Origin of the sequence: Bacteroides sp. 214 (genome assembly GCF_010501015.1) — a bacterium.
GTDB lineage: Bacteria > Bacteroidota > Bacteroidia > Bacteroidales > Bacteroidaceae > Bacteroides.
This window is the reverse complement of the sequence record NZ_QVML01000002.1, coordinates 470,933-496,741: the sequence shown is the minus strand read 5'-3', so window position 1 is coordinate 496,741 and position 25,809 is coordinate 470,933. Positions and strand designations below refer to the sequence as shown.

The 25,809-nt window shown below is 39.0% G+C and carries 24 protein-coding genes and 4 pseudogenes; 25 read left to right on the top strand and 3 right to left on the bottom strand.

Going from position 1 to position 25,809, the window contains the following annotated elements; genetic code table 11:
* Positions 1-25: 25 nt before the first annotated feature.
* The 9 genes from D0T50_RS03810 to D0T50_RS03770 all read left to right on the top strand — a co-directional run bounded on the left by D0T50_RS03810 (position 26) and on the right by D0T50_RS03770 (position 6,608).
* A complete protein-coding gene (locus D0T50_RS03810; protein WP_163222128.1) occupies positions 26-1,207 on the top strand; it encodes a PD-(D/E)XK nuclease family protein in 1,182 nt (393 codons plus the stop codon).
* A 57-nt stretch (positions 1,208-1,264) separates the two neighbouring features.
* The gene (locus D0T50_RS03805) at positions 1,265-1,498 is read left to right on the top strand and encodes a YqiA/YcfP family alpha/beta fold hydrolase (RefSeq protein ID WP_163222126.1); all 234 of its coding nucleotides are present in this window, start codon (positions 1,265-1,267) and stop codon (positions 1,496-1,498) included.
* 22 nt (positions 1,499-1,520) lie between these two features.
* Entirely contained in the window at positions 1,521-2,114 is a 594-nt protein-coding gene (locus D0T50_RS03800) for a metallophosphoesterase (protein WP_163222124.1), read from the top strand.
* A 675-nt stretch (positions 2,115-2,789) separates the two neighbouring features.
* Positions 2,790-3,536 (top strand): helix-turn-helix domain-containing protein, encoded by a 747-nt coding sequence (locus D0T50_RS03795; RefSeq protein ID WP_163222122.1) that lies wholly within the window; start codon positions 2,790-2,792, stop codon positions 3,534-3,536.
* 69 nt (positions 3,537-3,605) lie between these two features.
* Positions 3,606-4,361, top strand: a complete 756-nt coding sequence (locus tag D0T50_RS13740; protein WP_239058193.1) for a VOC family protein — start codon at positions 3,606-3,608, stop codon at positions 4,359-4,361.
* 21 nt (positions 4,362-4,382) lie between these two features.
* Positions 4,383-4,787 (top strand): VOC family protein, encoded by a 405-nt coding sequence (locus D0T50_RS03785; RefSeq protein WP_163222120.1) that lies wholly within the window; start codon positions 4,383-4,385, stop codon positions 4,785-4,787.
* Positions 4,788-4,804: 17 nt separating this feature from the next.
* Positions 4,805-5,329, top strand: coding sequence for an AAA family ATPase (locus D0T50_RS03780; RefSeq protein WP_163222118.1), 525 nt, complete (start codon positions 4,805-4,807; stop codon positions 5,327-5,329).
* Between the two features lie 5 nt (positions 5,330-5,334).
* On the top strand, positions 5,335-5,862 hold the full coding sequence (locus D0T50_RS03775) for a GNAT family N-acetyltransferase (protein ID WP_163222116.1): 528 nt from the start codon (positions 5,335-5,337) through the stop codon (positions 5,860-5,862).
* Positions 5,859-6,608: an N-acetyltransferase gene (locus D0T50_RS03770; RefSeq protein WP_163222114.1), complete on the top strand. Its 750-nt coding sequence runs from the start codon at positions 5,859-5,861 to the stop codon at positions 6,606-6,608. The genes D0T50_RS03775 and D0T50_RS03770 overlap by 4 nt, the downstream gene beginning before the upstream one ends.
* A 33-nt stretch (positions 6,609-6,641) precedes the next feature.
* Here the strand turns inward: D0T50_RS03770 and D0T50_RS03765 are convergent, their stop codons facing one another.
* Complete coding sequence (locus D0T50_RS03765; protein ID WP_163222112.1) at positions 6,642-7,088, bottom strand: N-acetyltransferase; 447 nt, start codon at positions 7,086-7,088, stop codon at positions 6,642-6,644.
* A 126-nt stretch (positions 7,089-7,214) separates the two neighbouring features.
* Here D0T50_RS03765 and D0T50_RS03760 point away from each other — a divergent pair, with 126 nt between their 5' ends.
* From D0T50_RS03760 to D0T50_RS03700, 15 genes and pseudogenes are all read left to right on the top strand, one after another.
* On the top strand, positions 7,215-7,529 hold the full coding sequence (locus tag D0T50_RS03760) for a multidrug efflux SMR transporter (RefSeq protein WP_163222110.1): 315 nt from the start codon (positions 7,215-7,217) through the stop codon (positions 7,527-7,529).
* A gap of 269 nt (positions 7,530-7,798) precedes the next feature.
* Entirely contained in the window at positions 7,799-8,851 is a 1,053-nt protein-coding gene (rsgA, locus tag D0T50_RS03755; RefSeq protein ID WP_163222108.1) for a ribosome small subunit-dependent GTPase A, read from the top strand.
* A 246-nt stretch (positions 8,852-9,097) separates the two neighbouring features.
* Positions 9,098-9,235, top strand: a pseudogene (locus tag D0T50_RS03750) (transposase); the annotation flags it as partial.
* Positions 9,236-9,749: 514 nt separating this feature from the next.
* The gene (locus D0T50_RS03745) at positions 9,750-10,706 is read left to right on the top strand and encodes a hypothetical protein (RefSeq protein WP_163222106.1); all 957 of its coding nucleotides are present in this window, start codon (positions 9,750-9,752) and stop codon (positions 10,704-10,706) included.
* A complete protein-coding gene (locus D0T50_RS03740; RefSeq protein ID WP_163222104.1) occupies positions 10,700-11,479 on the top strand; it encodes a hypothetical protein in 780 nt (259 codons plus the stop codon). The genes D0T50_RS03745 and D0T50_RS03740 overlap by 7 nt, the downstream gene beginning before the upstream one ends.
* Positions 11,480-11,481: 2 nt before the next feature.
* Positions 11,482-12,246, top strand: coding sequence for a metallophosphoesterase (locus D0T50_RS03735; protein WP_163222102.1), 765 nt, complete (start codon positions 11,482-11,484; stop codon positions 12,244-12,246).
* A 271-nt stretch (positions 12,247-12,517) separates the two neighbouring features.
* The gene (locus tag D0T50_RS13735; RefSeq protein ID WP_239058192.1) at positions 12,518-12,799 is read left to right on the top strand and encodes a dihydrofolate reductase family protein; all 282 of its coding nucleotides are present in this window, start codon (positions 12,518-12,520) and stop codon (positions 12,797-12,799) included.
* Entirely contained in the window at positions 12,796-13,044 is a 249-nt protein-coding gene (locus tag D0T50_RS13730; protein ID WP_370520868.1) for a dihydrofolate reductase family protein, read from the top strand. Before D0T50_RS13735 ends, D0T50_RS13730 begins: the two co-directional genes overlap by 4 nt.
* Before the next feature lie 344 nt (positions 13,045-13,388).
* The gene (locus D0T50_RS03725) at positions 13,389-14,447 is read left to right on the top strand and encodes a GNAT family N-acetyltransferase (protein ID WP_163222100.1); all 1,059 of its coding nucleotides are present in this window, start codon (positions 13,389-13,391) and stop codon (positions 14,445-14,447) included.
* 291 nt (positions 14,448-14,738) lie between these two features.
* Positions 14,739-16,643, top strand: a complete 1,905-nt coding sequence (locus D0T50_RS03720) for an endonuclease MutS2 (protein ID WP_163222207.1) — start codon at positions 14,739-14,741, stop codon at positions 16,641-16,643.
* An 85-nt stretch (positions 16,644-16,728) separates the two neighbouring features.
* Entirely contained in the window at positions 16,729-17,556 is an 828-nt protein-coding gene (locus tag D0T50_RS03715) for an RteC domain-containing protein (RefSeq protein WP_163222098.1), read from the top strand.
* A gap of 261 nt (positions 17,557-17,817) precedes the next feature.
* Positions 17,818-18,168: a helix-turn-helix domain-containing protein gene (locus D0T50_RS03710; RefSeq protein WP_163222096.1), complete on the top strand. Its 351-nt coding sequence runs from the start codon at positions 17,818-17,820 to the stop codon at positions 18,166-18,168.
* Positions 18,140-18,443 (top strand): annotated as a pseudogene (locus D0T50_RS13925) (bifunctional DNA primase/helicase); the annotation flags it as partial. The gene D0T50_RS03710 and the pseudogene D0T50_RS13925, both read left to right, overlap by 29 nt.
* A gap of 59 nt (positions 18,444-18,502) precedes the next feature.
* A pseudogene (locus D0T50_RS03705) lies at positions 18,503-20,167 on the top strand (AAA family ATPase); the annotation flags it as partial.
* Positions 20,168-20,179: 12 nt separating this feature from the next.
* Complete coding sequence (locus tag D0T50_RS03700; protein ID WP_163222093.1) at positions 20,180-20,458, top strand: helix-turn-helix domain-containing protein; 279 nt, start codon at positions 20,180-20,182, stop codon at positions 20,456-20,458.
* Here the strand turns inward: D0T50_RS03700 and D0T50_RS03695 are convergent.
* Together D0T50_RS03695 and D0T50_RS03690 are read right to left on the bottom strand one after the other, a co-directional pair.
* Complete coding sequence (locus tag D0T50_RS03695) at positions 20,442-22,082, bottom strand: DUF4209 domain-containing protein (RefSeq protein WP_163222091.1); 1,641 nt, start codon at positions 22,080-22,082, stop codon at positions 20,442-20,444. The genes D0T50_RS03700 and D0T50_RS03695 overlap by 17 nt on opposite strands.
* Positions 22,083-22,222: 140 nt before the next feature.
* Positions 22,223-23,974: pseudogene (locus D0T50_RS03690) on the bottom strand (DNA topoisomerase); the annotation flags it as partial.
* Between D0T50_RS03690 and D0T50_RS03685 the strand changes: the two are divergent.
* Positions 23,933-25,762, top strand: coding sequence for a type IA DNA topoisomerase (locus tag D0T50_RS03685; RefSeq protein ID WP_239058190.1), 1,830 nt, complete (start codon positions 23,933-23,935; stop codon positions 25,760-25,762). The pseudogene D0T50_RS03690 and the gene D0T50_RS03685 overlap by 42 nt on opposite strands.
* Positions 25,763-25,809: the final 47 nt, after the last annotated feature.

The following is a 25,809-nucleotide window of genomic DNA, read 5'->3' as shown; positions in this document are numbered from 1 at the left end:
TTATTAACCTATAAAATTAAATATTATGTCAGACAATAACAATGAGGAACCCGATTTCAAAGAATTGTATAAGAACCTATTGAACGACCCCAATTTTGAAAAATTGGAAACAGAGTTACAAAAACCTAATATCTTTAGTATTCTTGGAATCGGTAGAGCGGAAATCCGACATTCTAATTTTTTAGCATGGTTACTCGACCCAAATGAATCACATGGGTTAGGCAATCGCTTTTTAATAAGAGTATTGCGCGATTTGGCATTAGAAAAAAATAATGATTTGGATATTGTTACAATAAACAAATTGAATTTCAGTAATGTAGAAGTCGGAAAAGAAGTTAAGTGTCCTAATGGTTCTATAGACTTACTGATTAATTTTAAAGATGAACATGACAAACTGATAATCTGTATTGAGAACAAATTTGACACAATAGACTCTGTTGGACAATTGGGGAAATACAAAAACTTTATCCAAGATGATGAAAGTTTTAAGGGGTACACAAAAAAGATCTTTGTATATCTTACCCCTATAGGAGATAATCCTAAAAATTTCGACGGAGACGAATGGAATACATATTCGTATAAGAAAATTGTCAATCATTTAGAAAATATTCAAGAAACAGCTATAGATACAATAGTAAAAACATACATATCAGATTATATAACAACATTAAAACGCGAAATTATGGGAACAAATGATAAAGTCACAGAGTTGGCAAATGCCATTTATAATGAGAATCGAGAAATCTTTCAGTTTGTTATCGATAATATCTCGGATGAAGTGAATAGAGTTACTTGGGAAGATGATAAAAATAAATGGTTAAAAGAATTCGGAGAAAAAATAATAAAAAAAGTTCAAGAAGAAGATCAAGATAAAACAAAAAAATATGAATTAGGATTTACGAAAAGTTATATTTCAATAAAACGTGGTGGACAAAAAATCTATTCTCTCTGGCCACGAACAAAACCAAATTATTCTATGGATTTTGACTTTGCAGCTTCTGAATCTGGGAAGAAGGATATCATAAAGAAATCTATAATTGAGCTATTGGAAAAGCTAAAGAATATTGATAATGATAGGTTGAGAAATTTGAAATGGAGTGATGGTTCTTATTTTACGATAAACAATGTAAATCTTCTAAGTGATGATAATCTCAAAGAAATTCAAAAAATAAGATTTGGAAATAACGACGATAATTCTAAGATTTGAAAAGTTGATTTTTTATATCCAAAGTGCTTTACCAATATGAATTAAAACTTAACTTTTATGAAACTATTGTATATACACGGTTTGTCGTCGTCAGGCGCATCATCCACCGCGAAGAACTTACGGATACTACTGCCGGAGGCAAGCGTTATTGCGCCCGATTTGCCTATTAACCCGAGAGAAGCCTTAGCGCTTCTTTCGGGAATCGGCAAAAATGAATCACTGGGTATAATCATCGGCACATCTATGGGAGGCATGTTTGCACAGAAAATTGTCCTACCACATATTTCCTGATATTAAAGAGTGAGGTAAAAGAATGAAAATACTCCACCTCTCCGATACACACAATATGCACTATTTATTGCAGAACTTGCCTGATGCAGATATTATCGTTCATTCGGGCGATATTTCTTTTGCCGGCACGGAGTCCGAAGTATTGGATTTTATCGAATGGTTCGAAAAACTGCCTTATAAGTATAAGATCTTCGTAGCGGGCAATCACGACCACTGTTTGTTTGGAGAAACAATAACCGGTTTGCTCGATAATTGTTTTTATCTGTGTAACTCGGGAATTGTAGTCGAGGGCATAAAATTCTATGGCGTCCCGCTGTTTATGAACGATATCTTGTCGGACAAATATGATAAGCAAATATCGAAGATACCGACAGACACTGACGTACTTATAACACATCAACCACCTTATTCCGTGCTGGACTTTTCGGAAAACATCCATTACGGCGACCCTCTTTTGTTGCAACAAGTATTAACCATTCAACCTCAATACCACCTTTTTGGGCATATACACAAAGCTCGCGGTATAGAGAAAATCGAGAATACAATATTTGTAAACGCTTCGTTACTCGATAATAACTATGAATTAACAAACAATCCAATTTTGTTAGAAATGTAAAAATTGTTCAATCCTAAACAACTAAAAAAAATGAGAATAAAACTTTGGGACTTAAACACAGAAGCGGTAAACAAATACTTCGATGAAATAGCTTCTTTACGCCTTGCAAGACATTGTCCGCATCAACGATTTTTGGAATGAAGTCACCGTTCTTTGCCAAAACTGGGGTGAAACAGAGCAAATTGACGAAAATTAGCTATTGCGATTACAGAATCTTCACTATTCGACCTTGTACCAGATAAAACACCAAAGCATCTAAAACTGTTTTGCCGACAACTTGCTTAACATTTACATATTCAGCGAGTTGCCTATTTGCTGTCTTGAGCAAAGTTTTTTTGGGTTATATTGTTGGAAATTATGATGCAAAGACAACTATAATTTCAATAAATATGTTTTTATACAATTCTACACAAATCGAAGATTTTTATCTACATTTGTATACAAAAGTTTCTCAATCAGGATACGGTTGATGAAATAACAATATGGTTTTATTATATCGGACAAGGATATCATCCTTGGGGAGAACAATCACGAATTTATCAAATAAAATTATGAATCTGTAGTATTATGATAAAAGATAATTTGTTATCAGATGTTCGTCAGGCACTAATGGACAGCATTGAAGAACAGTTGAATTATTTAGAGAGCTGGTTAAAAAGAATAATACAATAAAGTATGTATAAAGAATATCCACCCGACCTACGCTTACAGCATCTGATAGAAACTTATTGGGTTACAGATGATGTAATAGAGAATCCATTTACGCATAGGATTCTCCCCGACGGTTGTGTAGATATTATCTTCGATTTCGGAAGTAATCAACCTTCAGCCGGCTTGCCTATGCTTGTCGGTACCATGACCTCTTTATTGGAAATAACCTATCAGCCGGGACGGGTGCAAATGATGGGAATCCGCTTTGCGCCGGCAGGAATTACCGCATTTACCCGTATGCCTATTTTCGGAATTACCAACCGGAACATAGAGCTTCCGCTTGCTGAAACCCTGTTTGATGAAAGTTTCTATGAACGATTACCTGAGATGGAGTATGTGCAGGAACGGGTTGCTTATATCAACACCTATTTACTGGCGCGTATGCACAAGTTATATCTGCCCGACAGGCAAATCAGGCATGCCGTTTCTCTTATTCAAAGCAATAACGGACATGTATCTGTCAGGGAGATAGCCGGAGAGGTCTGCCTATCGGAACGACAATTCGAACGTAGATTCAAAACAACCATCGGTATCTCTCCCAAAGTATTCAGTAACATCATGCGTTTCCGGTCTGTTCGCAGTTATATGAAAGCCCATCCGGATGAAAGCATGTACGAAATAGCCATTGCCTGCGGATATCACGATCACTCGCACATGAATAAAGAGTTTCAGCGATTGGGAAGTATCTCTCCATCGGAACACACTGTGTAGAATGTCGGTTTTTTACACGAAACAGTTCGAACCGGTATTGTATTTTTGCACTTAAAAAAGAGGAAAGCCATGGAATATCAAACCCTATCTCCCAATATTGGCGTAAAGAGCGTCGATGAAACAGTACAGTTCTATACCGAGACATTAGGTTTCAATCTGATAATGAGTGTTCCCGCTCCAACCGGAGGTTTGCAATGGGCAATGGTTGCTAATGGCGGAGCAACGCTTATGTTTCAGGAAATGGGTAACTTAACCGAAGAATATCCGCAGTTAGCTGGTCGGCCGGTGTTGGGTGCTATAACCTTTTATGTAAAGATGAAAGGCATGCAAACACTGTACGAAAAGCTTCAGGGAACAGAATCTATCGCCAAAGAGATGCATCAAACATTCTATGGAGCCGACGAGTTTGCCATCTTCGATAACAACGGGCATATCCTAACGATAACAGAAGATGCAGTAGAGCCTACCGCAATTAAGAACTATGATAACTACTTCCTGCCAGCTAACAATTATCAGGAAAGCGTACATTTTTATTCCGAAGTATTGGGATTGGAAAAGAAATTCGAGTTTGCAGAACAGGGCATGGTAGCCTTCAAGGTCGGCAATGAAGAGCCGGCAATTATTCTGAAAGACAAAACCAAGATGCCGAACACAATACCTGCCATTTGGATAGAGGTTGAAGATACCAAAGCGGTTTACGAAAAGATGAAAGCCAAAGGCATTGTCTTTCTATCCGAACCATTTAAGATACGGACAGGTTGGGCGGTAGAATTGAACGACCCTTCGGGCAATAGATTAGGATTTACAGACTATAAAAGAGATTAATAAATTAATAACAGAAGAACTATGAGATTCAGTAACGTAAGACTATTAGTCAAAGACTATCGGAAATGTTTTGATTTTTACACTCAACAACTTGGCTTGGAAGCCGCCTGGGATGTTGAAGACTGTTATGCCAGCTTCAAAGTAGCCGACGGAATAGAGGGACTTGCCTTGTTTACCTCCGATTATATGGCTCCCGCTGTTGGTAATGCCGACAAAACGCAACCCACAGGTTATCGCGAAAAATCAATGATATCTTTTGAAGTTGATAATGTAGATGAGACTTATCAAGCACTTTCGGCAAAAGGACTTAAATTTATTAATGAGCCAATAGATATGCCAGGTTGGGGAATGCGTGTTGTGCATCTGTACGACCCGGAAGAGAATCTGATAGAGTTGTATTCTCCGCTGAATCAATCAGAGTTATAAAAATAAACAATCGAAAAATGGAGGCTTCAGAACCCATACTGTTTATTCTATCGGGATTGCCCGCTTCGGGAAAATCAAGTCTGGCAAAACTGATTGTCAAGGAGTACAATGCTGCCTATCTGAGAATTGATACCATAGAACAAGCATTGCGAGATTTATGCAACTACAATGTACAAAGCGAAGGATACCGTTTGGCTTACCGCATAGCAAGCAACAATCTGGACTTGGGGCATAATGTAGTTGCCGATTCATGCAATCCGATAGACCTTACCCGTAGAGAATGGGAAGAAGTAGCTATACAAAGCAATAGCCGGTACATTAATATCGAAGTAATCTGTTCGGATAAAGAAGAACATAAAAAACGAGCTGAAAACCGGTGTAGCGAAGTGAAAGGTTTAACACTCCCTACATGGAATGAAATCCAAAGTAGGGAGTATCATGCATGGGCGACAGATAGAATTCTGATTGATACAGCAGGTAAATCGACAGAAGAAAGCTTCTATGAATTGATAAAAGAAATAAGAGATGCAATAAAAGAATAGAATGCATGGTAATAAACAAAAGAAACATCCTATTAAAGCCTCTACTTAAAGAAGATATGCCTTTATTTGAGGAATGGCTCAATAAAGGCTATGTTTATAAATGGCTCTGTCCCGATGGAGAAGAACAACGCAAAGCTTGGTTAGAAGAAGTTAACAACAAAGACGGCAAGTACAATTTTCTAACTCACTTTATTGTTCACCACAACGAGCATAAAATAGGCTACTGCCTTTATGTCGACTGCTTCTTTCTGAAAGAATTAGAAGAGGAAGGGCATGATTTCGAAAGCTTATATGGAGATGTAACAGAGAAAAACCATACCTTTGAAATTGGTTACCTGATTGGGGAAGAGGAGTATCTGAATAAAGGCATCAGCAAAATTGTTATTCAGCAGTTAGAAGAAAAAATCACAGCTTTAGGCGGACGTGAGATAGCAGCAGACCCTTCCGAAGAAAACACTTTCTCCATAAAGGCACTATTAAGTAATGGATTTATGAAAAAGAAAGACGGAGATTATAGAAAGGTAATAATATGAATGTCGATTTCATAAACATAACACCGGAAAACATTGCTAACGAACATCTATGCTGTATTATCCGCAGCAAAGTAACTCACCCGGGCATAGAAGCAAAGCGACAATGGCTTACTGATCGACTTAATGAAGGCCATGTCTTTAGGAAGTTGAATGCAAAGGCAACAGTTTTCATTGAATACGCTCCGCTTGAAACAGCTTGGGTTCCCATCGTCGGCGACAACTACATTTATCTCTATTGCTTGTGGGTCTTAGGCGAATACAAAGGAAAAGGATATGCGAAATCATTGTTGGAGTATTGCGTGGCTGATGCCAAAGCGAAAGGCAAATCAGGCATATGTATGCTCGGATCAACAAAGCAAAAAGCTTGGCTTTCCGACCAATCGTTTGCCAAGAGGTTTGGATTTGAAGTAGTTGATACGACTGATAACGGCTATGAATTACTTGCACTTTCTTTCGACGGGACAACGCCGCAATTCGCACAAAACGTTAAGACACAAGAAATAAACAGTGAAGAACTGATCATTTATTATAGTATGCAGTGTCCGTTTGTCTATCAAACCATTGAAATCTTAAAACAGTATTGCGACACACACGATATTCCCGCCTCCTTAATTCAAGTGGATACACTGCAAAAAGCGAAAGAATTGCCTTGCGTTTTCAACAACTGGGCTGTATTTTATAAAGGACGATTCGAGACGGTAAATTTATTGAGTGTTGAGAACTTAAAGAGAATACTCAAAAAGTAGCAAGAATGTATTCCAGTAAAACCGTTGTAATCTTTATTTCAAATTCTTCTTTAAGTAAATCATATCCACCAACTGGACTCCCTCTTCAAATATCAGATGGACATAATTATCTGTAAAGAAGTTCTTAATGCGATGAGATAACGTAAATCCGCATTGTTGATAGAACGAAAGGTTCGAAGGAGTTTCTCCCGTACCGACAAGCATCCTGTTGTATTTATCTTTATAATACTTTGAGATGTGCGAGATGAGGGCTTTCCCATATCCTTGTCTGTGGAATTGCTGATAGACGGCTATATTCTTCAACTCGCAAACCTCATTATCGATGTGAGCTACAACGCATACTGCTTTCAGATTCTCATCATACAAGGCGAACATATCGCCTGCCTCCAAATAGCGGTCGATCATACTTTCCTGTTCATCGCCCAAAAGCAGTAGGTCCAGGTATTGCTTTTTGTTCTCTGTTATTTGTTTGATTGTCATTGTCCTGATTTGAATCGTAAAAGTAGTACATTTAAGGCAGATACAGAAAAATATCGTATCTTTGCCATGTCGGACGACCGGCTATACACTAATAACAGATGGACGACCATCCTAAATCAATAAATTATGGCATGGTTATTCCTTATTTTGGGAGGCATCTTTGAAATAGGCTGGCCTCTCGGTTTCAAATTAGCTTCATCTACTTCACACAAGTTCTTGTTTATTGCGATGTCCGTAGTCTCTATGGCTTTGAGTGGTTACTTTCTTTATCTTGCTCAACGAAATATCCCGATTGGTACAGCATATGCCGTATGGACAGGCATCGGAGCTATTGGTACAATCACAATCGGTATTCTCTTTTTCAATGATTCTATGGGGTTTATGCGTCTTTTTTCTGCTTTCCTGATTATTGCCGGGATTATTGGGTTGAAGTTTTTTTAAGTCAACTCATTACTGTAATACAATTATAAGCGAATAAAGAAAAGCGAATACAGAGAAATATCGTATCTTTGCCTCCCTATGACAACAACAAAGAAGGATTTGGTGTAGTAAATAAGTTCCGGCGTCCTGCCGAACTTATCCCTTAGTCTATACTCGGGCATGGTCTTGCCGGAGTTATTTTCATATATCTATATTATAATAATCACTTATGACTTGCGGTAGGCGTATTACGTTCCTGTTGTCATGTCACAAGGCGCAATCACACAACAATGAATAATTTACAGCTATACGGTTGGAACGAAGAACTGTTCCAACAAAAACAAGATTCTAATTTCAAAGACCTTCTGCACGGGCGGGTAACAGTCACCCATAAAACCCGTTACGAAGTAGTTGCCGAAGAGAGATTCTACACCTGTGAACTTGCCGGAAATATGCTCTACGGCAAGAGCTCATCCGAATATCCCTGCACAGGCGACTGGGTTATTTTTCAATCCATCGACACAGACAAAGGTCTTATTCTTGATTTATTGCCCCGGCAAAAGACGCTTTACCGGCTGAAAAGTGGTACTGTTTCGGAAAGGCAGGCAATCGCTTCATTCATAGACAAAGCCTTTATCGTGCAAAGTCTGGATGAAAACTTTAATGTCCGCCGCATCGAGCGTTTCATGTTACAAACCGTAGACGAAGGTATTCAACCCGTATTGGTTTTGAACAAAATAGACTTGGGCTTCAATAGGGAAGAAACAGAAAATGCTCTGAGGCATATTTCCGGTAAGATACCCGTTTTTTATACCAGCGTGGAATCGATGGAGAGTATTAATCAACTTCGGGCGTTTATCTCTCCGGGAGAAACCATTGTCTTTACAGGCATGTCGGGTGCGGGTAAAAGCACGTTGATCAATGCGCTTTGCGGACAAGAGCTTTTGTTGACAGGTGCAATTAGTGACTCAAACGGAAAAGGACGTCATACTTCAACCCGCCGGGAGATGGTCTTGATGGCGGATTCGGGTGTACTGATTGATACTCCGGGTGTAAAGCTGTTTGGTGTTACAAACGATAATGCCGATAACCTGTCAGAGATCTTGGATATATCAGCTTATGAAGGTAAATGCCGATTTAGCGACTGTCAGCACATCCATGAAAAAGGATGTGCCGTAATCGAAGCGGTAGAGAATGGAGAGATAGATCGAGGTGTATACGAAAGCTATCTTAAACTTCGCCGAGAAGCCTGGCATTATACAGCTTCTGTACATGAGAAAAGGAAGCAAGAGAGGTCATTTACCAAGATGGTAAAGGGTTCCTATAAGGACAAAAGGAAATAAAACAGACAAATCGAGTGAGGGTGTGTCAAGGTAGTAAGGGCTCAAGTAGAAAACCTTTGTTGGTACTTGTCTTCCCTTTATATTTCTACCTATTTCCCCAAAAAACAACCTTGCGATAAGGCGCTTCTGAGAGGGGTATTTCGGTCCCAAATACTTGACGCGTCAACTCTTTATACTTGAAGCGTGTACTCTTTATACTTGACGCGTCAAGTATTGGGAGCACACGCCTATACTATTTAACGATCCGTTAATTACTTTGAAAACAGAGCAACCAATGCAGCAACAAAATCATTCAATGCGAAGGTAAAAGCATTTAGAGCACAGTTCAGGGGAGTAAGAGATATACCATTCTTTATCTTTAGGTTGGCTAAACTTTGTGCGTAAGAATAGAATCACCAACAAAAAGAGAGGGAACGGAACCAATTTCTCCAAAGTTCTATATATCAGAATGATTCGTCGGCAATCGACATGCAGGTTACGAATTGGTTACGAGAAAAAATGACTACTTTGTCCTTCTCTGTCTAACCTTTGTCTGCAATAATCTTAGGTTCAAAATTACTATATTTTTTTGGATATACAACTATACTGTATATCAAATATTTATCCCCGGTGCAAGGTGCAAGCTTATCTATATAGATACTTGCACCTTGCACTGGGACAACATTTGCTTTATTTTTTCTTGATTAATGTAACCGCCATTAACTTAATGACCATTACATTATTTAATCCATATAAACCTCAAATTCTCTTCTCATTTTAGGCGGACATCCCAAATGATTTAGCTGTTTCAAAGCAATTCTGTGTAGTATTTATTTGAGGTTTCGATTATTATCACTATTTTTGCACCATTATCACCATGTATGATAACGATGCAAAATACAAATGATAACATCTGAATATGAGCAATATTATATCCATATTAGGAGCATCACAAGAGTTGATTCCGGTACAACGGGATAAACTACGGGGGCTTAATGCAGATATGCTTTTGAGGTTTTCGTTTTATACCATTGACTTCAACCATCAGATTTTATGCGTTATCCAAGCAAAAAATGAAAAGGAAGCCATAACGCCCTTGAAGTATAAGAAAATCACCCAACAGGTTGGTAATGTCATGGGTATGCCCGTTGTCGTTTTGTTAGGCTCATTGCCTTATTATGAACGGGAGCGATTGATAAGCCAGGGTGTGTACTTTATCGTTTCAGACAAATATGCTTTCTTACCTTCTTTAATCGCTAATATTCAAGCTAAAAGAAGAGAAAAGAAAACTCAGTCCCAATTAACACCCGGTGCACAATACGTGCTATTATACTATCTTTTGAAAGAGAACAGTGAAAACGAGCTTACAATTAAGAGATTGGAAGAACTTGTCCCCTATAATTATGTGACATTGGCACGTGCAATAACAAGCCTCGAAGATTGTCAGCTATGTACTGCTGAAATACGGGATTCAGGGATTAAATACATTCGCTTCAAGGATTCTAAACGGGAACTTTGGTTGAAAGCACAAAACCACTTGTCGTCACCCATAAAAAAAGTTTTTTACTGCGATTCGATACCCGAAGGTAATTTCAGTACAAACGGAGTGAATGCCTTATCGCATTATTCACACCTAAATCCGGAACAATATGGTGCAATGGCAATATGGGATAAGCAATTTAATTCAAAGGATGGACACTATAACGAAATAGAAGGTCTGTACAAAATAGAAGTATGGAGATATCCGGCAACGATACCTTATGAGTCAAATGGTGGTATTGTCGATAAACTTTCATTGTATTTGGCAATGAAGGACGAGCCGGATTCCCGGATTGAAAAGGAGTTGGAAATTATGATTGAAGAAATGAAATGGTAAAAGGACTGGAAATATTCAAAGAATACTTCGCCGGATTTGAAGACAACTATGTTATCATTGGCGGAACAGCTTGCGACATAGCTTTGCGGGATACAGATATGCGCCCACGAGCAACCGACGATATCGACATGATATTAGTCATTGAGAAGATGACCCCTGAATTTGCTCTGCGCTTTTGGGAGTTTATTAACTTGGGTGAATACAAAAACCGTGAACGAAAACGAGACGATAAAGAACCGGCAACCGAATTATTCCGGTTTATCAACCCTAAAAATGGGTTTCCGGTTCAAATTGAATTGTTGTCAAAGTTTCCTGATGTATTGGGAGAACCGACAGGATTTCATTTGACACCCATTCCGGCTGGCGAAGACATTTCAAGTTTATCAGCTATACTGATGGATGAAGAATACTATCATCAGACGATTAATAGTAGCATCATCGAGGAAGGTGTTCGTATTGCAGATCCATTATCTCTTTTATGCTTAAAGGTAAAAGCGTTTCTGAATCTTACGGAAGAAAAGAAAACAAACCCGAATGTTCGTAGCAGTGATATCAAAAAGCACCGTGATGATGTTTTCAAGTTGTTGGCTATGCGCATCGATCCATTCACTCCTGTTGAATTGTCGGCTACGATGAAGAGTGAATTGGTTGCCTTTATTGGAATGATAGAAGATTCTCTGCCAAACCAATCTTTGCGGGATAGTTTGCAACGTACCGACAGTGATATCAGGGGATTTATAGAGATTATGAAAGAAATATTCGGAATTAAATAGCAATGAAAATTCAATACGCATCAGACTTACATCTTGAATTTCATGATAATTCGAGGTTTCTAAAGGAGAATCCGCTTCTCCCGGCAGGAGAGATTCTTATTCTTGCAGGTGATATAGGGTACCTGAACGATGACAATTACAATAAGCATCCGTTTTGGGATTGGGCTTCGGAGAATTACAAACAAGTTCTCGTTGCTGTGGGTAACCACGAACTGTACAAATACTACGATTTAGCAGAAATGCCTCAAGGTCTGGTTTGTTCAATCCGAGATAATGTAAAATGTTACTACAATGCAGTTGTCAGGATTGAGAATGTCGATATTATTGTTTCAACATTGTGGGCGAAAATCCCATTGGAAGAAGCCTACCCTACCGAACGTGGGGTTACTGACTTTCACCGAATTTTATACAAAGGAGAAACATTGACTTTTGCTGATTTTAACCGTGAACACGATAAGTGTTTTCATTTCATTCAGAATGAAGTTGCAAGAAGTACAGCCGACCACATCATTGTCGTAACACATCATGTTCCGTCATTCCAATTAGCTTCATCTGATTTTGCCGGAAGCAAAATAAATGGAGCATTTACGGTCGAATTGAAATCATTCATCGAAAATAGTCCGATTGAATACTGGATTTACGGTCATTCACACCGGAATATAGATAAGATTATAGGGAAAACGCAATGCGTGAGCAACCAGTTGGGATATGTATCCCATAATGAACATCACACATTTGATCCCGGAAAGGTAATTGAAATCGGCTAAGATTTGTACCTTTGCATCAAAATACAGAATTTAACGGATTCGTCCGTTTAGATATAACATAACGTTCGCTGAACGTCTCAACACGGAAACTGGTAATTTTCATTTGAAAGAGACTGATAGCGCAATGTTCATGCTATACGAAAGTATGGCGTGGGCTTGCCTGTTTCTTTCAAAGGGTATACCAGTACCTCGTGTTGGAACTGCGTGAGTTCCACGCTTCTTTTTTTGAAGTACAGCGAGCGATGGTATGAACAATTAAATTCAAAAAAACATGAAAAAGATTATCCTTTACATTGCTGCATCGCTTGACGGGCGTATTGCCGAACCGGACGGTGGCATCGAATGGCTTTCGGAATTTCCTATTACTGAAGAAATGAATTATGGCTACAAAGAATTTATGGATTCGATTGATACGATTATCATGGGTGGCCGTTCTTGGCGTGAATTATCAAATATGGATGCGATGGGTGCGTATGCCGACAAAGTGGTTTATGTAGTTTCTCGTCATGATGGGAAGAAAAAGAAAATATTAAATTCATTACGGAGAATGTGATTGAACGCATTGCCGATCTGCGTAATGAACCGGGAAAGAACATTTGGCTATTTGGCGGTGGCGAGTTGATTTCAATGTTCTTGGCTGCCGATTTAGTAGACGAAATGCAGATAGCTTATATTCCTGTTATTCTTGGCAAAGGTATTTCTTTATTTCCAGAACAGCCCAAAGAGTCAAAATGGGAGTTGTTGAATAATGCGATTTTTCCTTCTGGCGTCTTAATGGTAGAATATAAAAAGGTATGATATCATAGTTCATCACCTTACAATCTGAGAAATAAAAAATATTTCTTCATTTTTTAGAAAAAAGTACTTACCTTTGCAGCCACAAAAAAGAAAATGCCTTTATGCGATTTGAGTCCGTGTAAATACCATATTACAAGTTCGCTTCTCTAATCTTTTGAGAAGCCTATTACACTTATAGATTATTGGGTGTTGTCTCTGCGATATCCTATATTTATAGTAAAGGAGTGTATATTGTTGTAATATGGGAAATTTCTGTTTTTAATCAATTACTTTTTATTAATCGAATATTGACCTGTCAGCTTTATTAAAGCTGTTGGCTTGTATTGTATTAAAAATACGGAATCATGGGTATTTCTAATAAAAAACATAGTAATGAATATAACATTATTCATTTACCTAAAGAACAGTGGCAGAATCAAATTATACCAACAGAATGCCAAACTGAAAGCAGATTGTATAAAGAATCATGCTCACAAACGTGCGCATGGGGAGTTCTCATAGACGAAAAACTGGTAGCTGCAATTGAAGCAGTCCCAGAAACAACAAACAGAGGACTTCGCATCAATGTATTATGGGTTGATGTAAAATACAGAAAACAAGGTATCGGACACAGTCTTATTGAGGTAGCGAAAGAATGGGCAAAAATCGAACGAAAACAGATTATTATAGCAGTCCCGCCATCCACTACTACAATAGAATTTCTCAAAAATGAGGGATTCACATCGGAAAACTTCGGCAATGCAGATCTAGCATTAGAGTTTGGATGGAAATCACCACGCAAGGCTTGGCTAACTCGTTCGGAAGTTGAAATACGAGAAGAGCGTCTGGAAGACTATCACGAAGTTGAACGAATGTTGCAAAAAACTTTTTGGAACAAATTTCAAAAAGGAGCGGACGAACATTATCTGGTTCACCTATTGCGTAACTCTGCGGAATATCTGCCGAAACTTAGCCGTATCTTATTGAAAGACGGTGAAATCATCGGTGCTATTTTTTATTCCCTTGCATACGTGCAAGATGGAGATAAGCAACATGATGTCTTAACATTCGGGCCTCTTGGCGTAAGTGTAGACTGGCGGGGATGTGGAGTTGGTGAATTGCTGCTACAAGAAACAATGCAAATGGCTACAGACGCGGGATATTGTGGGATCATCATTTTGGGTGTTCCTGATTACTATCCGAGATTGGGTTTTCAAACCTGTGATAAATTTGGCATTACCACAGAAGATGGAAAAAACTTCGACGCTTTCATGGGTATGGAACTTATCCCGAATGGAATGAAAGATATACACGGAAAATTCTATCAATCTCCTTTCTTAGCTAATTTGCCACAGGAAGAAACAGAGGAATATAACAAATTGTTTCCACCTCTTGAAAAACAGTATTTCCCATTCCAGTGGTAAGTCAGATTGGGAGGAACTATAATAAATTAAACAAAACTTAAAATATATTTTTATGTATTTTGCTTCCGTATAAATACCATATTACGAATTCGCATCTCTTATTATTGAGATGTCAATGATACTAAATAGATAGGGATATAAATTCTAAAACATCCCCACCTATTGAAATACCGTATCTTGTCGGAATATGGGAAATCTCAGTTTTTATTCAATTACTTTTTTTATCAACAGTATATCGGTCTGTTAGTTTTATAATAACCGACAGCCGATATCATAATGTTATATGAGATCATGATTTATCCAGATAATTTTGAACAAAAAATAGGAATAGATACAATCCGTCAGTTTATTACAGAAAAATGTTTGTCTCCACTCGGAGAAGAACAAGTTACAGCAATGACTTTTTCAACAGATTACGCAACTATTGAAAAATGGTTAGAGCAAACAAGTGAGTTTACACAAATTATACGTAATAGGGAGGATTTTCCCACAAACTTCTTCTTGGATGTTCGCAGTTCGATATCACGAATAGAAAAGGATATTACTGTTTGGTTTTCAGAAGAGGAGATTTCTGATTTAATGAACTCCCTTCAAACAATCAACGATATAGTAACCTTCCTGCATAGTGCAAAAACGGATGCAGAAAAGAGTAAATATCCTGCCCTTACTTCAATGGCAGATAATATAAAAGTCTTTCCGTTGATTGTAGATAAAGCAAATTCAATATTGGACAAATCCTGTCAAGTAAAAGACAATGCTTCACGCAGGCTTGCAGATATTCGCAGGGATAAGCTGGAAGCGACTAAAGCTATTACACGCAACATGCAGACTGCTATGCGGGATGCACAAAAAGCGGGACTTATCGGAAGGGATACACAATTAAGTGTACGTGATGGTCGTATGATGATTCCGGTCGGAGCAGCCAACAAGCGAAAAATTAAAGGAACTGTTCACGAGGGGTCAGGTAGTGGCAAAACTGTATATATCGAACCGGAAGCAGTTGTAGAAGCAAGTAACCGGCTTAAAGGACTGGAAGCCGATGAACGCCGGGAAGTAATAAAGATACTTATTACATTTACAGACCTTGTTCGTCCACATATTGCGGAGATTGTACACTCCTACAGATTCATGGGAGAGATAGATTTCATTCGTGCTAAAGCATCATTTGCCGTGAGAATCAATGGTATTAAGCCAACATTCGAAAACAAACAGCAAGTTGAATGGAAGCAAGCTATACATCCATTGCTAAATATACAGTTATTGCAGCAACGTAAACAAGCATATCCTTTAGATATTATTCTTAATCAGGAAAATAGGTTGTTAATCGTATCAGGGGCGAATGCCGGAGGAAAATCACTTTGTTTAAAAACAGTTGCACTATTACAGTATATGTTACAATGCGGATTACTTATTCCTGTACATGAAAGTTCAAGAACAGGAATGTTTGAACACATCTTTGTAGATATAGGTGATGGACAGAGTATAGAAAATAGCTTAAGTACCTATACTTCGCATTTGACGAATATGAAGTTTTTTGTAGAAAACTGCGATAGCAAAACACTTATCCTGATAGATGAGTTCGGAAGTGGGACAGAGCCACAAATCGGTGGTGCAATTGCTGAAACTTTGCTTGACAGGTTTAACAACAAACATAGCTTCGGTATTATTACAACTCACTTTCAGAATTTGAAGCACTTCGCTTATGAAACAGACGGAATTATAAACGGAGCGATGCTTTATGATGCAGAACGTATGCAGCCATTATACAGGCTTTCTATCGGAAATCCGGGAAGTTCATTTGCAGTTGAAGTTGCAAGGCGGATTGGTCTTCCTGAGGATATTATTATAGATTCTTCGGCTAAAATAGGAGAAGATTTCATCAATATGGATCACTTCCTGCAATCTATTGCCCGTGATAAAATCTATTGGGAAGATAAACGCAAGGAGATTGATTCGATTGAAAATCAGTCAACTGAAAAGCCGAAGTCAAACGAAGTAAAATCCGGTGAAGTAACTAAAGTATCTTCTCCTGAATCTCTCATTATTGAAAAAGGGGATTGCGTTCGGTTAAATGGTCAAACTGCCGTTGGTAGTGTCTTGGAAATACAAGGCAAGCAAGCGATAGTCGCATTTGGCATGATAAAAAGTACTGTTGCATTAGGACGATTAGAATTGGTAAGTAAAGGAAACAGATAAATTCAAAGAACAAGAAAAGAGGGTGTGTGGTAATGCAAAACAACTATCCTCTTTTCTGTTTTTGGTTTAAATATCATAATAGCCTATGATTAATTTTACTACCAGTCTTAGAAAAATGGTTGATGCTAAGATTGAGCAAATAGAATGTTCAGAAGCCAGCATGATCACGAAATCTTTGGAGGCTTCTCGCATGCTTTCCGATGCAGTCTGTCAATTAAAGGTATTCATCCTGTCACATACTTTTAAAGACGAGGAGGAAGAAATATTCTTCTTCAAAGACATAAAACCCAGATTATGCTCTCGTTTAATATATTATCGAAAAGTCTATAATATTGAAATGAGTCGACCTACGGGTGTAGATATGCAACGAGAATACCTAAACGACATATTGGATGGCATAAATAGATATAACTCTAAGCGGCTTGACTTTATTCGTTACTATCGTTCGTGTTCTTCTCATCTGGATACTGCTTATTTTCTGCGTGGCAAACCTGATATGGAGCAATATCTCGAATCGTTCAATTACGAATTTGATCCTAATTTTTCTACAAATTGTGATTTCAAAGTAGCTAAAATTTTAGCGAATGATATGCTTTCTGCTTATTTGATGCACGAGATGGAACTGCTGGATGATAATGGTTTGTCAGCATGTTCTTTTAATTTCCCCGCAACAAAAAAGACATGGAAGGGGACAAAAACGGAATTGCAGGAACAAATTTTCTCTTGGGATAGCGCCAAAACATTTGGCGATGTACCACTTACGCAGCTTTACGATTATATCCAAAACGTGTTTAATATTCAGTTGGATGGGAATCTTTCGAGAGTTCTGGACGATTTGAAAATACGGAATACACCTACACCATTTCTTGATAAATTAAGGGATGTTCTCTTACGACGTATGGGTAGGAAATAATACCGGGGTCGGTATTGTTCGATAATACTTCTCAAACACCCGTTTTTGACCTGAATTAATGTCAGAATCGGGTGTTTTTGTTTGTAGTCCATTTTACCCCGGCCTTACCTCTATTTTCTTTTTCTGCTTTTCAGAGGAATTTCAATTTTAATAAACTGTAAACGAACGCCTTGGGTAAAATATTCAAGAAAAGTCATACCGGCCTCGTTAGCGAACATTGAGAAACGCCCGAACTTTGCACCGAATCAATAAGTTACCATTATGGAAGTGATAACAATGGAATCAAAAGCTTTCAAGGAATTGCAAGCAAAAATTAATGTCATTGCCAGTTATGTTCTCGACCATCAGGAGTCAGAAGATATAAATGAAGATGAAATATGGGTGGATAGTTACGAAGTCTGCACATTCTTAAAAATCAGCGACAGAACATTGCAACGGCTTCGCTCCAAAGGTGAGGTTAGCTATTCTAAAATCCGGGGACGGAATTTCTACAAAATAGGAGAAATCAAACGCCTGCTTGAAAGTCGCTTGATAAAAAGTACTCAGGAGTCTATGCAAGATTTAATAACAAACCACAAGCTTCATGTTAAGGAAAGACGAAATACTAAATAGGACGGCAAACGGGTTGAATGTTTTCAGACATTACATCACTGGACAGTGGCGTGTCGGTCGGAATTTCCTGAACCCATTATATGAAGACAGTAAAGCATCCTGTAATGTTTATTTCGATAGAAAAACAGGAGTATATAAACTGAAAGATTTCGGGAATGACGAATATAGTGGTGATTGCTTTTCCTTTATTGGTAAACTGAAAGGATTGAACTGTAATAACTCCAATGACTTTATGGAAATTTTGAAAACTATAAACTGTGATTTGTCGTTGGGGATATCAGAAGATACAGAAGCTCAAGTTCCGCAAATTGCAAAGTCAACCATATCTATCTCCGAAAAGCGATCTAAGGCATACACTTTTCAGGAACAAAAATTCTCCTCTGTAGAATTAGATTACTGGAAACAATACGACATCAGTTCCGAACTGTTGGCACAATATAAAGTCTGTTCAGTTTGGGAGTTCAAAAGTGAAAATTCAGAAGGCAAGCCTTATACGATCTCTTCATCACCAGAAGAACCGATTTTCGGCTACAAAAACAAGCGATTTATCAAACTATATCGTCCCTTCTCCAAAATACGCTTTTTATATGGCGGAGAGATTGGCGACAATTATTGCTTCGGATTAGAACAATTACCAGCCAAAGGCGATACTGTCTTTATCACTGGCGGCGAAAAAGATGTTCTTTCCCTTGCAGCAAAAGGGTTTCATGCAATATGCTTTAATAGTGAAACTGTAAACATTCCGGCAAGCATCATTCACAAGCTTTCTTTTCGGTTCAAACATATCATCCTACTTTATGATATGGATAAAACTGGGCTTGAGAGTTCTTCCAAACATGAAAAACAGTTGGCAGAATACAGTGTAAAACGACTTCTATTACCACTTTCAGGAACAAAAGAAGAGAAAGATATATCCGATTATTTCAGACTTGGGAATAGCCGTGAATCGTTCCTGAAACTCTTCCTTGATTTTTTAGATACTCTATACAGCGATACTATGACTATGCTGAAATCGTGCGAAATAGATTTTAATAATCCTCCGGCAAAGGCACAGGAAATTATATCAGCCGGGGATGTGCCACTGGGTACACAAGGGAATATCCTATGTATCACTGGTGGCGAAGGGACTGGGAAAAGTAACTATGTTGCTGCGTTGGTTGCCGGGTCAATCAGACTAGAAAACATCCAGGTGGATACGCTTGGTATTAATGTTTACGAAAATAACAAACATAAAGCTGTGTTGCTCTATGACACGGAACAATCCGAAGTGCAGCTATTTAAGAATGTTTCCAACCTATTAAAGCGGGCCAAACAACCGGAAAAGCCGGAAGAGTTGAAAGCCTTCTGTCTTACCGGGATGTCCCGCAAAGAACGTTTACAGGCTATTGTTCAAAGTATGGATAAATTTCATTATCAATATGGCGGTATCCAGTTGGTTGTAATAGATGGTATTGCCGATTTGGTACATTCCGCCAATGACGAAGCCGAAAGCTTACGGGTTGTTGATGAACTCTACCGATTGGCTGGAATATATCAGACCTGTATTGTTTGTGTGTTGCACTATGTTCCGAACGGATTAAAACTTCGTGGACACTTGGGGTCGGAACTGCAACGGAAATCGGCTGCCATACTCTCCATAGAATTGGATAATGAACCGACTGTATCAGTAGTAAAAGCCTTGAAAGTACGGGAAGGTAGCCCATTGGATGTTCCGTTAATGCTTTTTTCATGGGATAAGGAAGCCGGGATGCACTTGTATCGTGGAGAAAAGCCCCGGGAAGAAAAAGAGAAGCGAAAAGAAAAAGAACTGGTAAGTGTAGCCCGTGAAGTTTTCGACCAACAAACATTTATCACTTATATAGACTTGTGCGAACAAATACAGCAGATTATGGATGTAAAAGAACGTACATCCAAAAGTTATATCCGCTTCATGCGAGAGAAGGAAATTATCATTAAAGACCCTTCTAATCAGAGTTATTTTATCAAAGGTCATTTTTAATCAGTTATAGTTATGCATATAGATAGAGAAACATTCATCGCTTGGATGGAACGTATAATGGACAGGTTCGATATGTCAGACAAGAAAATCGAACGATTGACAACCCAGCGTAATTGCTTGGACGGCGAACAGCTTTTGGATAATCAGGATTTAATGTTTTTACTGAAAGTCAGCCTTCGAACACTTCAACGCTATCGGGCAAAAGGTATTCTACCCTATATAAAGTTAGATGATGGCAGGTGTTACTATAAGGCTTCGGATGTACACAAACTGATTAGGGAGCGATTTTAATCATATTCTTTCCCTCAAAATACAGCTTTAAGCATATCCACCACAAATAGATTCCATATTTTTCAATTTCAAAATGGGTTAGAAGTCCATGAGACAAATTATTCCTAAAATTGACATCTATCCCATTTTGTAGAAAGGATTCTATTTCATATAGTATCTCTTCGTCAATTACATCTTGAAGCATCGGAAAAATTACACCTAAAGAAGGAGCCTCTTGACGTTTTTTCTCTAAAGTAGTTATGTTTCCCTTTGTGATTTCAGCAATATTATGTAAAGCATGTTCTAAATATGGCATTAGGATATGAGATGCACTTATAAAGTCTTTATTTAAGCCTGCAACAATTCCTTTAGTCCAAAATATCAAGTTTTCGTCTTCTATATATGCTGGTTTTTCATTTTGCAAATAGAAATAGATTAAATCCTCTTCCGATTTTATATTTGACCATTGATGAAGATTGATATATGTCCATATTGCATACAGTCTTTTTTGTCGAAAATAAATATGAGCTTCTGTTTTTAATGACTTCTCTGACTCTGCTATGCCTACGACATTTCCCTTTTTATCTAACTGATTGTGGCCAAGCATAGAAGACATAGGGCTTGCCTTTCTCACTGCTGCTTCATAGGCGCAGACTTCTTCCGAAGTCATGAAAGGAATTGAAAGCATCAGGTTAATTGTGTCAATAAAATTACCTATAGTAATTTTTGAAATGGATTTTTCTACACTTTTAATGAAATCATCAGAAAGTTTCATTTGAGTTTTAATACCACAGAGAGAAAGCATTTCCATAAAATCAGACTTTTCTTGTAGCAACTTACCTTTTATCCTTTCAAATTCTTCAGGTGCTTGATTTTTAATTTGAAAAATTTCATTATATGCATTTTGGTAAACATCAACTAAATTCGGATAAAAAGTATTCGGTTCTTTATTGTTTACAGTAGCATCTGCTTCATTCTCAAAACATAAAGCCATCTCTTTATGAAATATCTGCTTACTTATTACTTTAAGTGAGTATTGGGCTTTTATATACTCTCTTTTTTCGGAATAACTACCGTCAACCAAGCTGTTTTTTTGACATTCAATATAATTGCATAATTTTTCAAGTTTTTCTACAGGGTATGATTTTTTTATAGAATCGACAACTCTCTGAATCCAAAATGGATGACTAAATTTATCATTAATTGCAGATATGATATCTTTCAAAAAAACATCAGTATTAAGAATCTTGATATCACGAACTGTAATTGAGCGGATTAAAAATTCAATCTCACCAAAGAACTGATAAGCGACAAGATAATTGTTTGATGTTGTTACTTTTACAAAACGTTTGTCTTTCTCAAATCTACACAGAACATCACTACAGCGTGATTTCACTTCTGCGTTTTCAGAATTATTCCATTCGTGAAATAAAACAAGCTTCTGTTCTTCCTCTGTTAGGATTAAATCTCTAATTTGATTTGACTCATGGAAATCAGTTAGATTTGTCATGCAAATTTTATGTAATAATTCAACAGCTTGTTTTTCATCCTCAGTCTCAAATCTATTAGGATGAAGAAAGCATAGCAATTTAGAGTCATGCAAGTCTTTCGGAACTATAATTTTGTTTTTTATATCTGTACTCATTTCTATTATTCTACATAAATAGCTTTTACGAAAAGCACCCAGTGTCCCCACCGGGTGCTAACCACAAAAATCCTCAATCACGGATAGCATAAATTCTATTCATAATGGAATTTTCTGTGGTAAAGATACGGAACTTCAGATTATTTCCTTGATTTCCCTTTCTTTTCAGGGAAAACGAATACCACGTTGAACTGGTCGTCAAAAGCCAGTGAAGCATCGAAGGGCTCTCCGGCTTTACTCTTGAAGCCTTTTATCACTCCTGTTTTCTTCGCTGTTACCAGTTCCGTAACCTGCTTATCCGTTAATTGCTTATCGCTTTTGTTTCGGAAGATAACCAGCCCACAATCAGCATTATCACACTTTGCCACTTTCGGATACAACAGGATCCGACCTGTTCCGCATTTCGGACAGGTTAAATCCTGCTGCGTTGATAAGGTGAACTGTACCCCTAAAAGTTCGCTGATTATCTGTGAAGCATGAACTTCTGTACTTTTATGGAAGGTGTCGGGATTCATTTCCCCGCTTTCAATCTTGGATAGTGCGTTTTCCCACATACCTGTCATTTCCACATCAGCAATTTTCTTGTCCCGAACTACATCGTAAACCGCCAGTCCCTTTTCGGTCGGCACAAGGGCTTTCTTCTCCCGGATAATATACTGGCGGGTAAAGAGAGTTTCAATAATCGCTGCCCGTGTCGCTGGCGTACCGATACCGGAATCCTTCATACTGGCTTTCAGTTCTGCATCTTCCAGTTCCTTTCCTGCATTTTCCATAGCCGACAACAAAGAACTTTCCGTATGTAACGGCTTGGGCTTAGTCTGCTTTTCCAGTAACTCAATATCGGAGAGGGGTAAATTTTCACCTTCTTTTAATGCTGGTAAAACGGTATTTTCTTCGCATTCTTCTTGGACGTTGAAAACAGCCCGCCACCCGGCATACTTTATTACTGTTCCTTTCACTGCAAAAATACTCTCGCCACTGGTGAGAGAAATTGAAGTAACTTCCTTGACACACTTTTCCGAAAAAGCTTCCAGCATCCTTCCGGCAACCAGTTCATATATTGCCTGTTCATCCGCTTGTAAACTTCCGGGCTTATTTTCGGTAATAATCAGGGCGTGGTGGTCAGTAACTTTCTTATCGTCCACCGAACGTCGATTCAGGTTGCTACCATTCATTGATTTTGCGTAGCCGGCAAACCGGTCGTAAGTTTCCAGCAGGGAAATACGTTCCGGTATTTCATCGAAAACGTCTTGTGATATATAACGGCTTCCGGTACGGGGGTATGAAATCAGCTTGCCTTCATACAGTTTTTGTGCAATGGACAGCGTTTTATCTGCTGAAAAATTAAGTTTCGTATTGGCTTCCTTTTGTAATGTGGTAAGGTCATACAAGAGTGGTGGTTCTTGGTTCACTTCCTTACAGTCTACCGATTTAACCTGCACCTGACCGTTATCCTTTATTATTTGCAGCTTGTCGATGGCAGGTTGCTGGTTATCGAATTTTTCTTCTGAAAGGGCCGAAAACTCGATGCTGTCTTTCCCGGTGTGTAATTTCAGTTGCCAATACTTCTGTGGAACGAAGTTCTTGTTTTCAAGATAACGGGAACATATCATCGCCAGCGTGGGTGTCTGTACCCGTCCCAAAGAATATGTCCCTCTTCCGGCAGCTATACTTAACGCTTGGGAAGCATTAATGCCGATAAGCCAATCTGCTTCGCTTCTTGCCTTTGCCGACCGGAAAAGGTTATCGTACATTGTCCCGTCCTTGAGATTCTGCAATCCGTCCCGGATGGCTTTATCCGTCAAGCTGCTTATCCATAAGCGGACGAAAGGTTTCCGGCACTCAAGATATTGGTAGATATACCTAAATATCAGTTCACCTTCCCTATTATCATTAGTTGTGATAAAAGAGAAGGAGAACTCATATTCCGCTATATATTTGAATATATAGGCAGTTCACTTCCGTTCCGCCGTTTGTGGATAAGCTCACTTACCGACAGAGCAATCAAAGACGGTTTTCAAACCTTACGCCCCGGAAGTGATTACGATAACCTCTATGCTTCGGCGAAAGCCCGCAGTACCGCTGATTGGCTTGTCGGCATTAACGCAAGTCAGGCACTTTCTATATCCGCAGGGTATGGTGTCTGGTCGCTCGGCAGGGTGCAGACCCCGACACTGGCGATTATTTGCAGCCGATACCTTGAAAACAAGGATTTCAAGCCGCAAACCTATTTCCGTCTGAAACTGCATACGGCGAAAGATGCGGTGGCTTTTCCCGCCCTTTCGGTGGATAAATTCGTTACCCGAACCATTGCCGAAGAAGTAACGGCACAGGTCAAAGCTGCCGGAGCGGTTAAGGTTACAGGCGTGGAGTGTAAGGAGGTCAATCAAGAACCACCCTTGCTGTACGACCTTACCACGCTTCAAAAGGAAGCCAATAGTAAGCATGGGTTTTCGGCAGACAAGACGCTGACAATAGCACAGATATTGTATGAAGCGAAGAAAATCTCGTACCCCCGAACAGGCAGCCGTTATATCTCCGAAGACGTACTGGAGGAAATACCGCACCTGATTGCTATGCTTCGTTCACATCCTCTTTTTGGTGCGTATATTGACAGCAGATTCGATACAACGCTTAATACTCGTTCGGTGGACGATACAAAAGTTACCGATCACCATGCGCTGATTATTACGGAAGATCCGGCTACCGGATTATCCAAAGACGAACAGCTTATCTACGATATGGTTGCCGGGCGTATGCTTGAAGCCTTCGGCGAGGGTTGCATCAAAGAGAACACCACCGTTTCGCTTGACGCGGGCGGCGTACACTTCTCCTGCAAAGGGAGCGTTACGCTCGTCCCCGGTTGGAGGTCAGTATTTAACTTTAAGGACGAGCCAAACGATGAGGACGATACGGCAGTTTTACCCGCCCTCATAGAAGGTGATAGTCTATCTGTCCGCGATTGCGAAATTCAGGAGAAGCAGACCAAGCCCCGACCGCTTCACACGGAGAGTTCATTGCTGGCGGCGATGGAGAGCGCAGGTAAAGAGGTAGAGAACGAGGAAGAGCGCGAAGCGATGAAGGATTGCGGTATCGGAACACCCGCTACTCGTGCTGCCATTATTGAAACTCTGTTTTCCCGCGAGTATATCACCCGTGAAAAGAAATCCCTTGTCCCGACTAACAAAGGGCTGGTGGTCTATCTGGCGGTAAAGGACAAGAAGATAGCGGACGTTGCCATGACAGGGCAATGGGAACAAGCCCTGAATAAGATAGCATCGGGCGATATGGAGGCATTGACATTCCATAAAGCAATAGAGGTTTATGCTTCGCAGATAACGTCCGAATTGCTTGATATGACTTTTGAACGGCAGGATAACCGCCAGTCATGCCCTTGCCCGAAATGCAAGAGCGGGAATGTAGTTATCTATAATAAAGTCGCCAAGTGTCAGAATGAAGCCTGTGGGCTTACCGTATGGCGTTCCATTGCTAAAAAGGAACTGACGGACGGGCAACTTACAGACCTCTTGATGAACGGCAAGACCGCCCTTATTAAAGGTTTTGTAAGCAGTAAGACCGGAAGCACTTTCGAGGCAGCGGTTAAATTCGATGCGGACTATAAAACTGTCTTTGAGTTCCCGCATAATAAAGGAGGTAGCAAAAAACGACGTTCTAAGTAAAATCTTCATTATCTTTTCATAAGATACTCACGCTCGACAATGCTAAA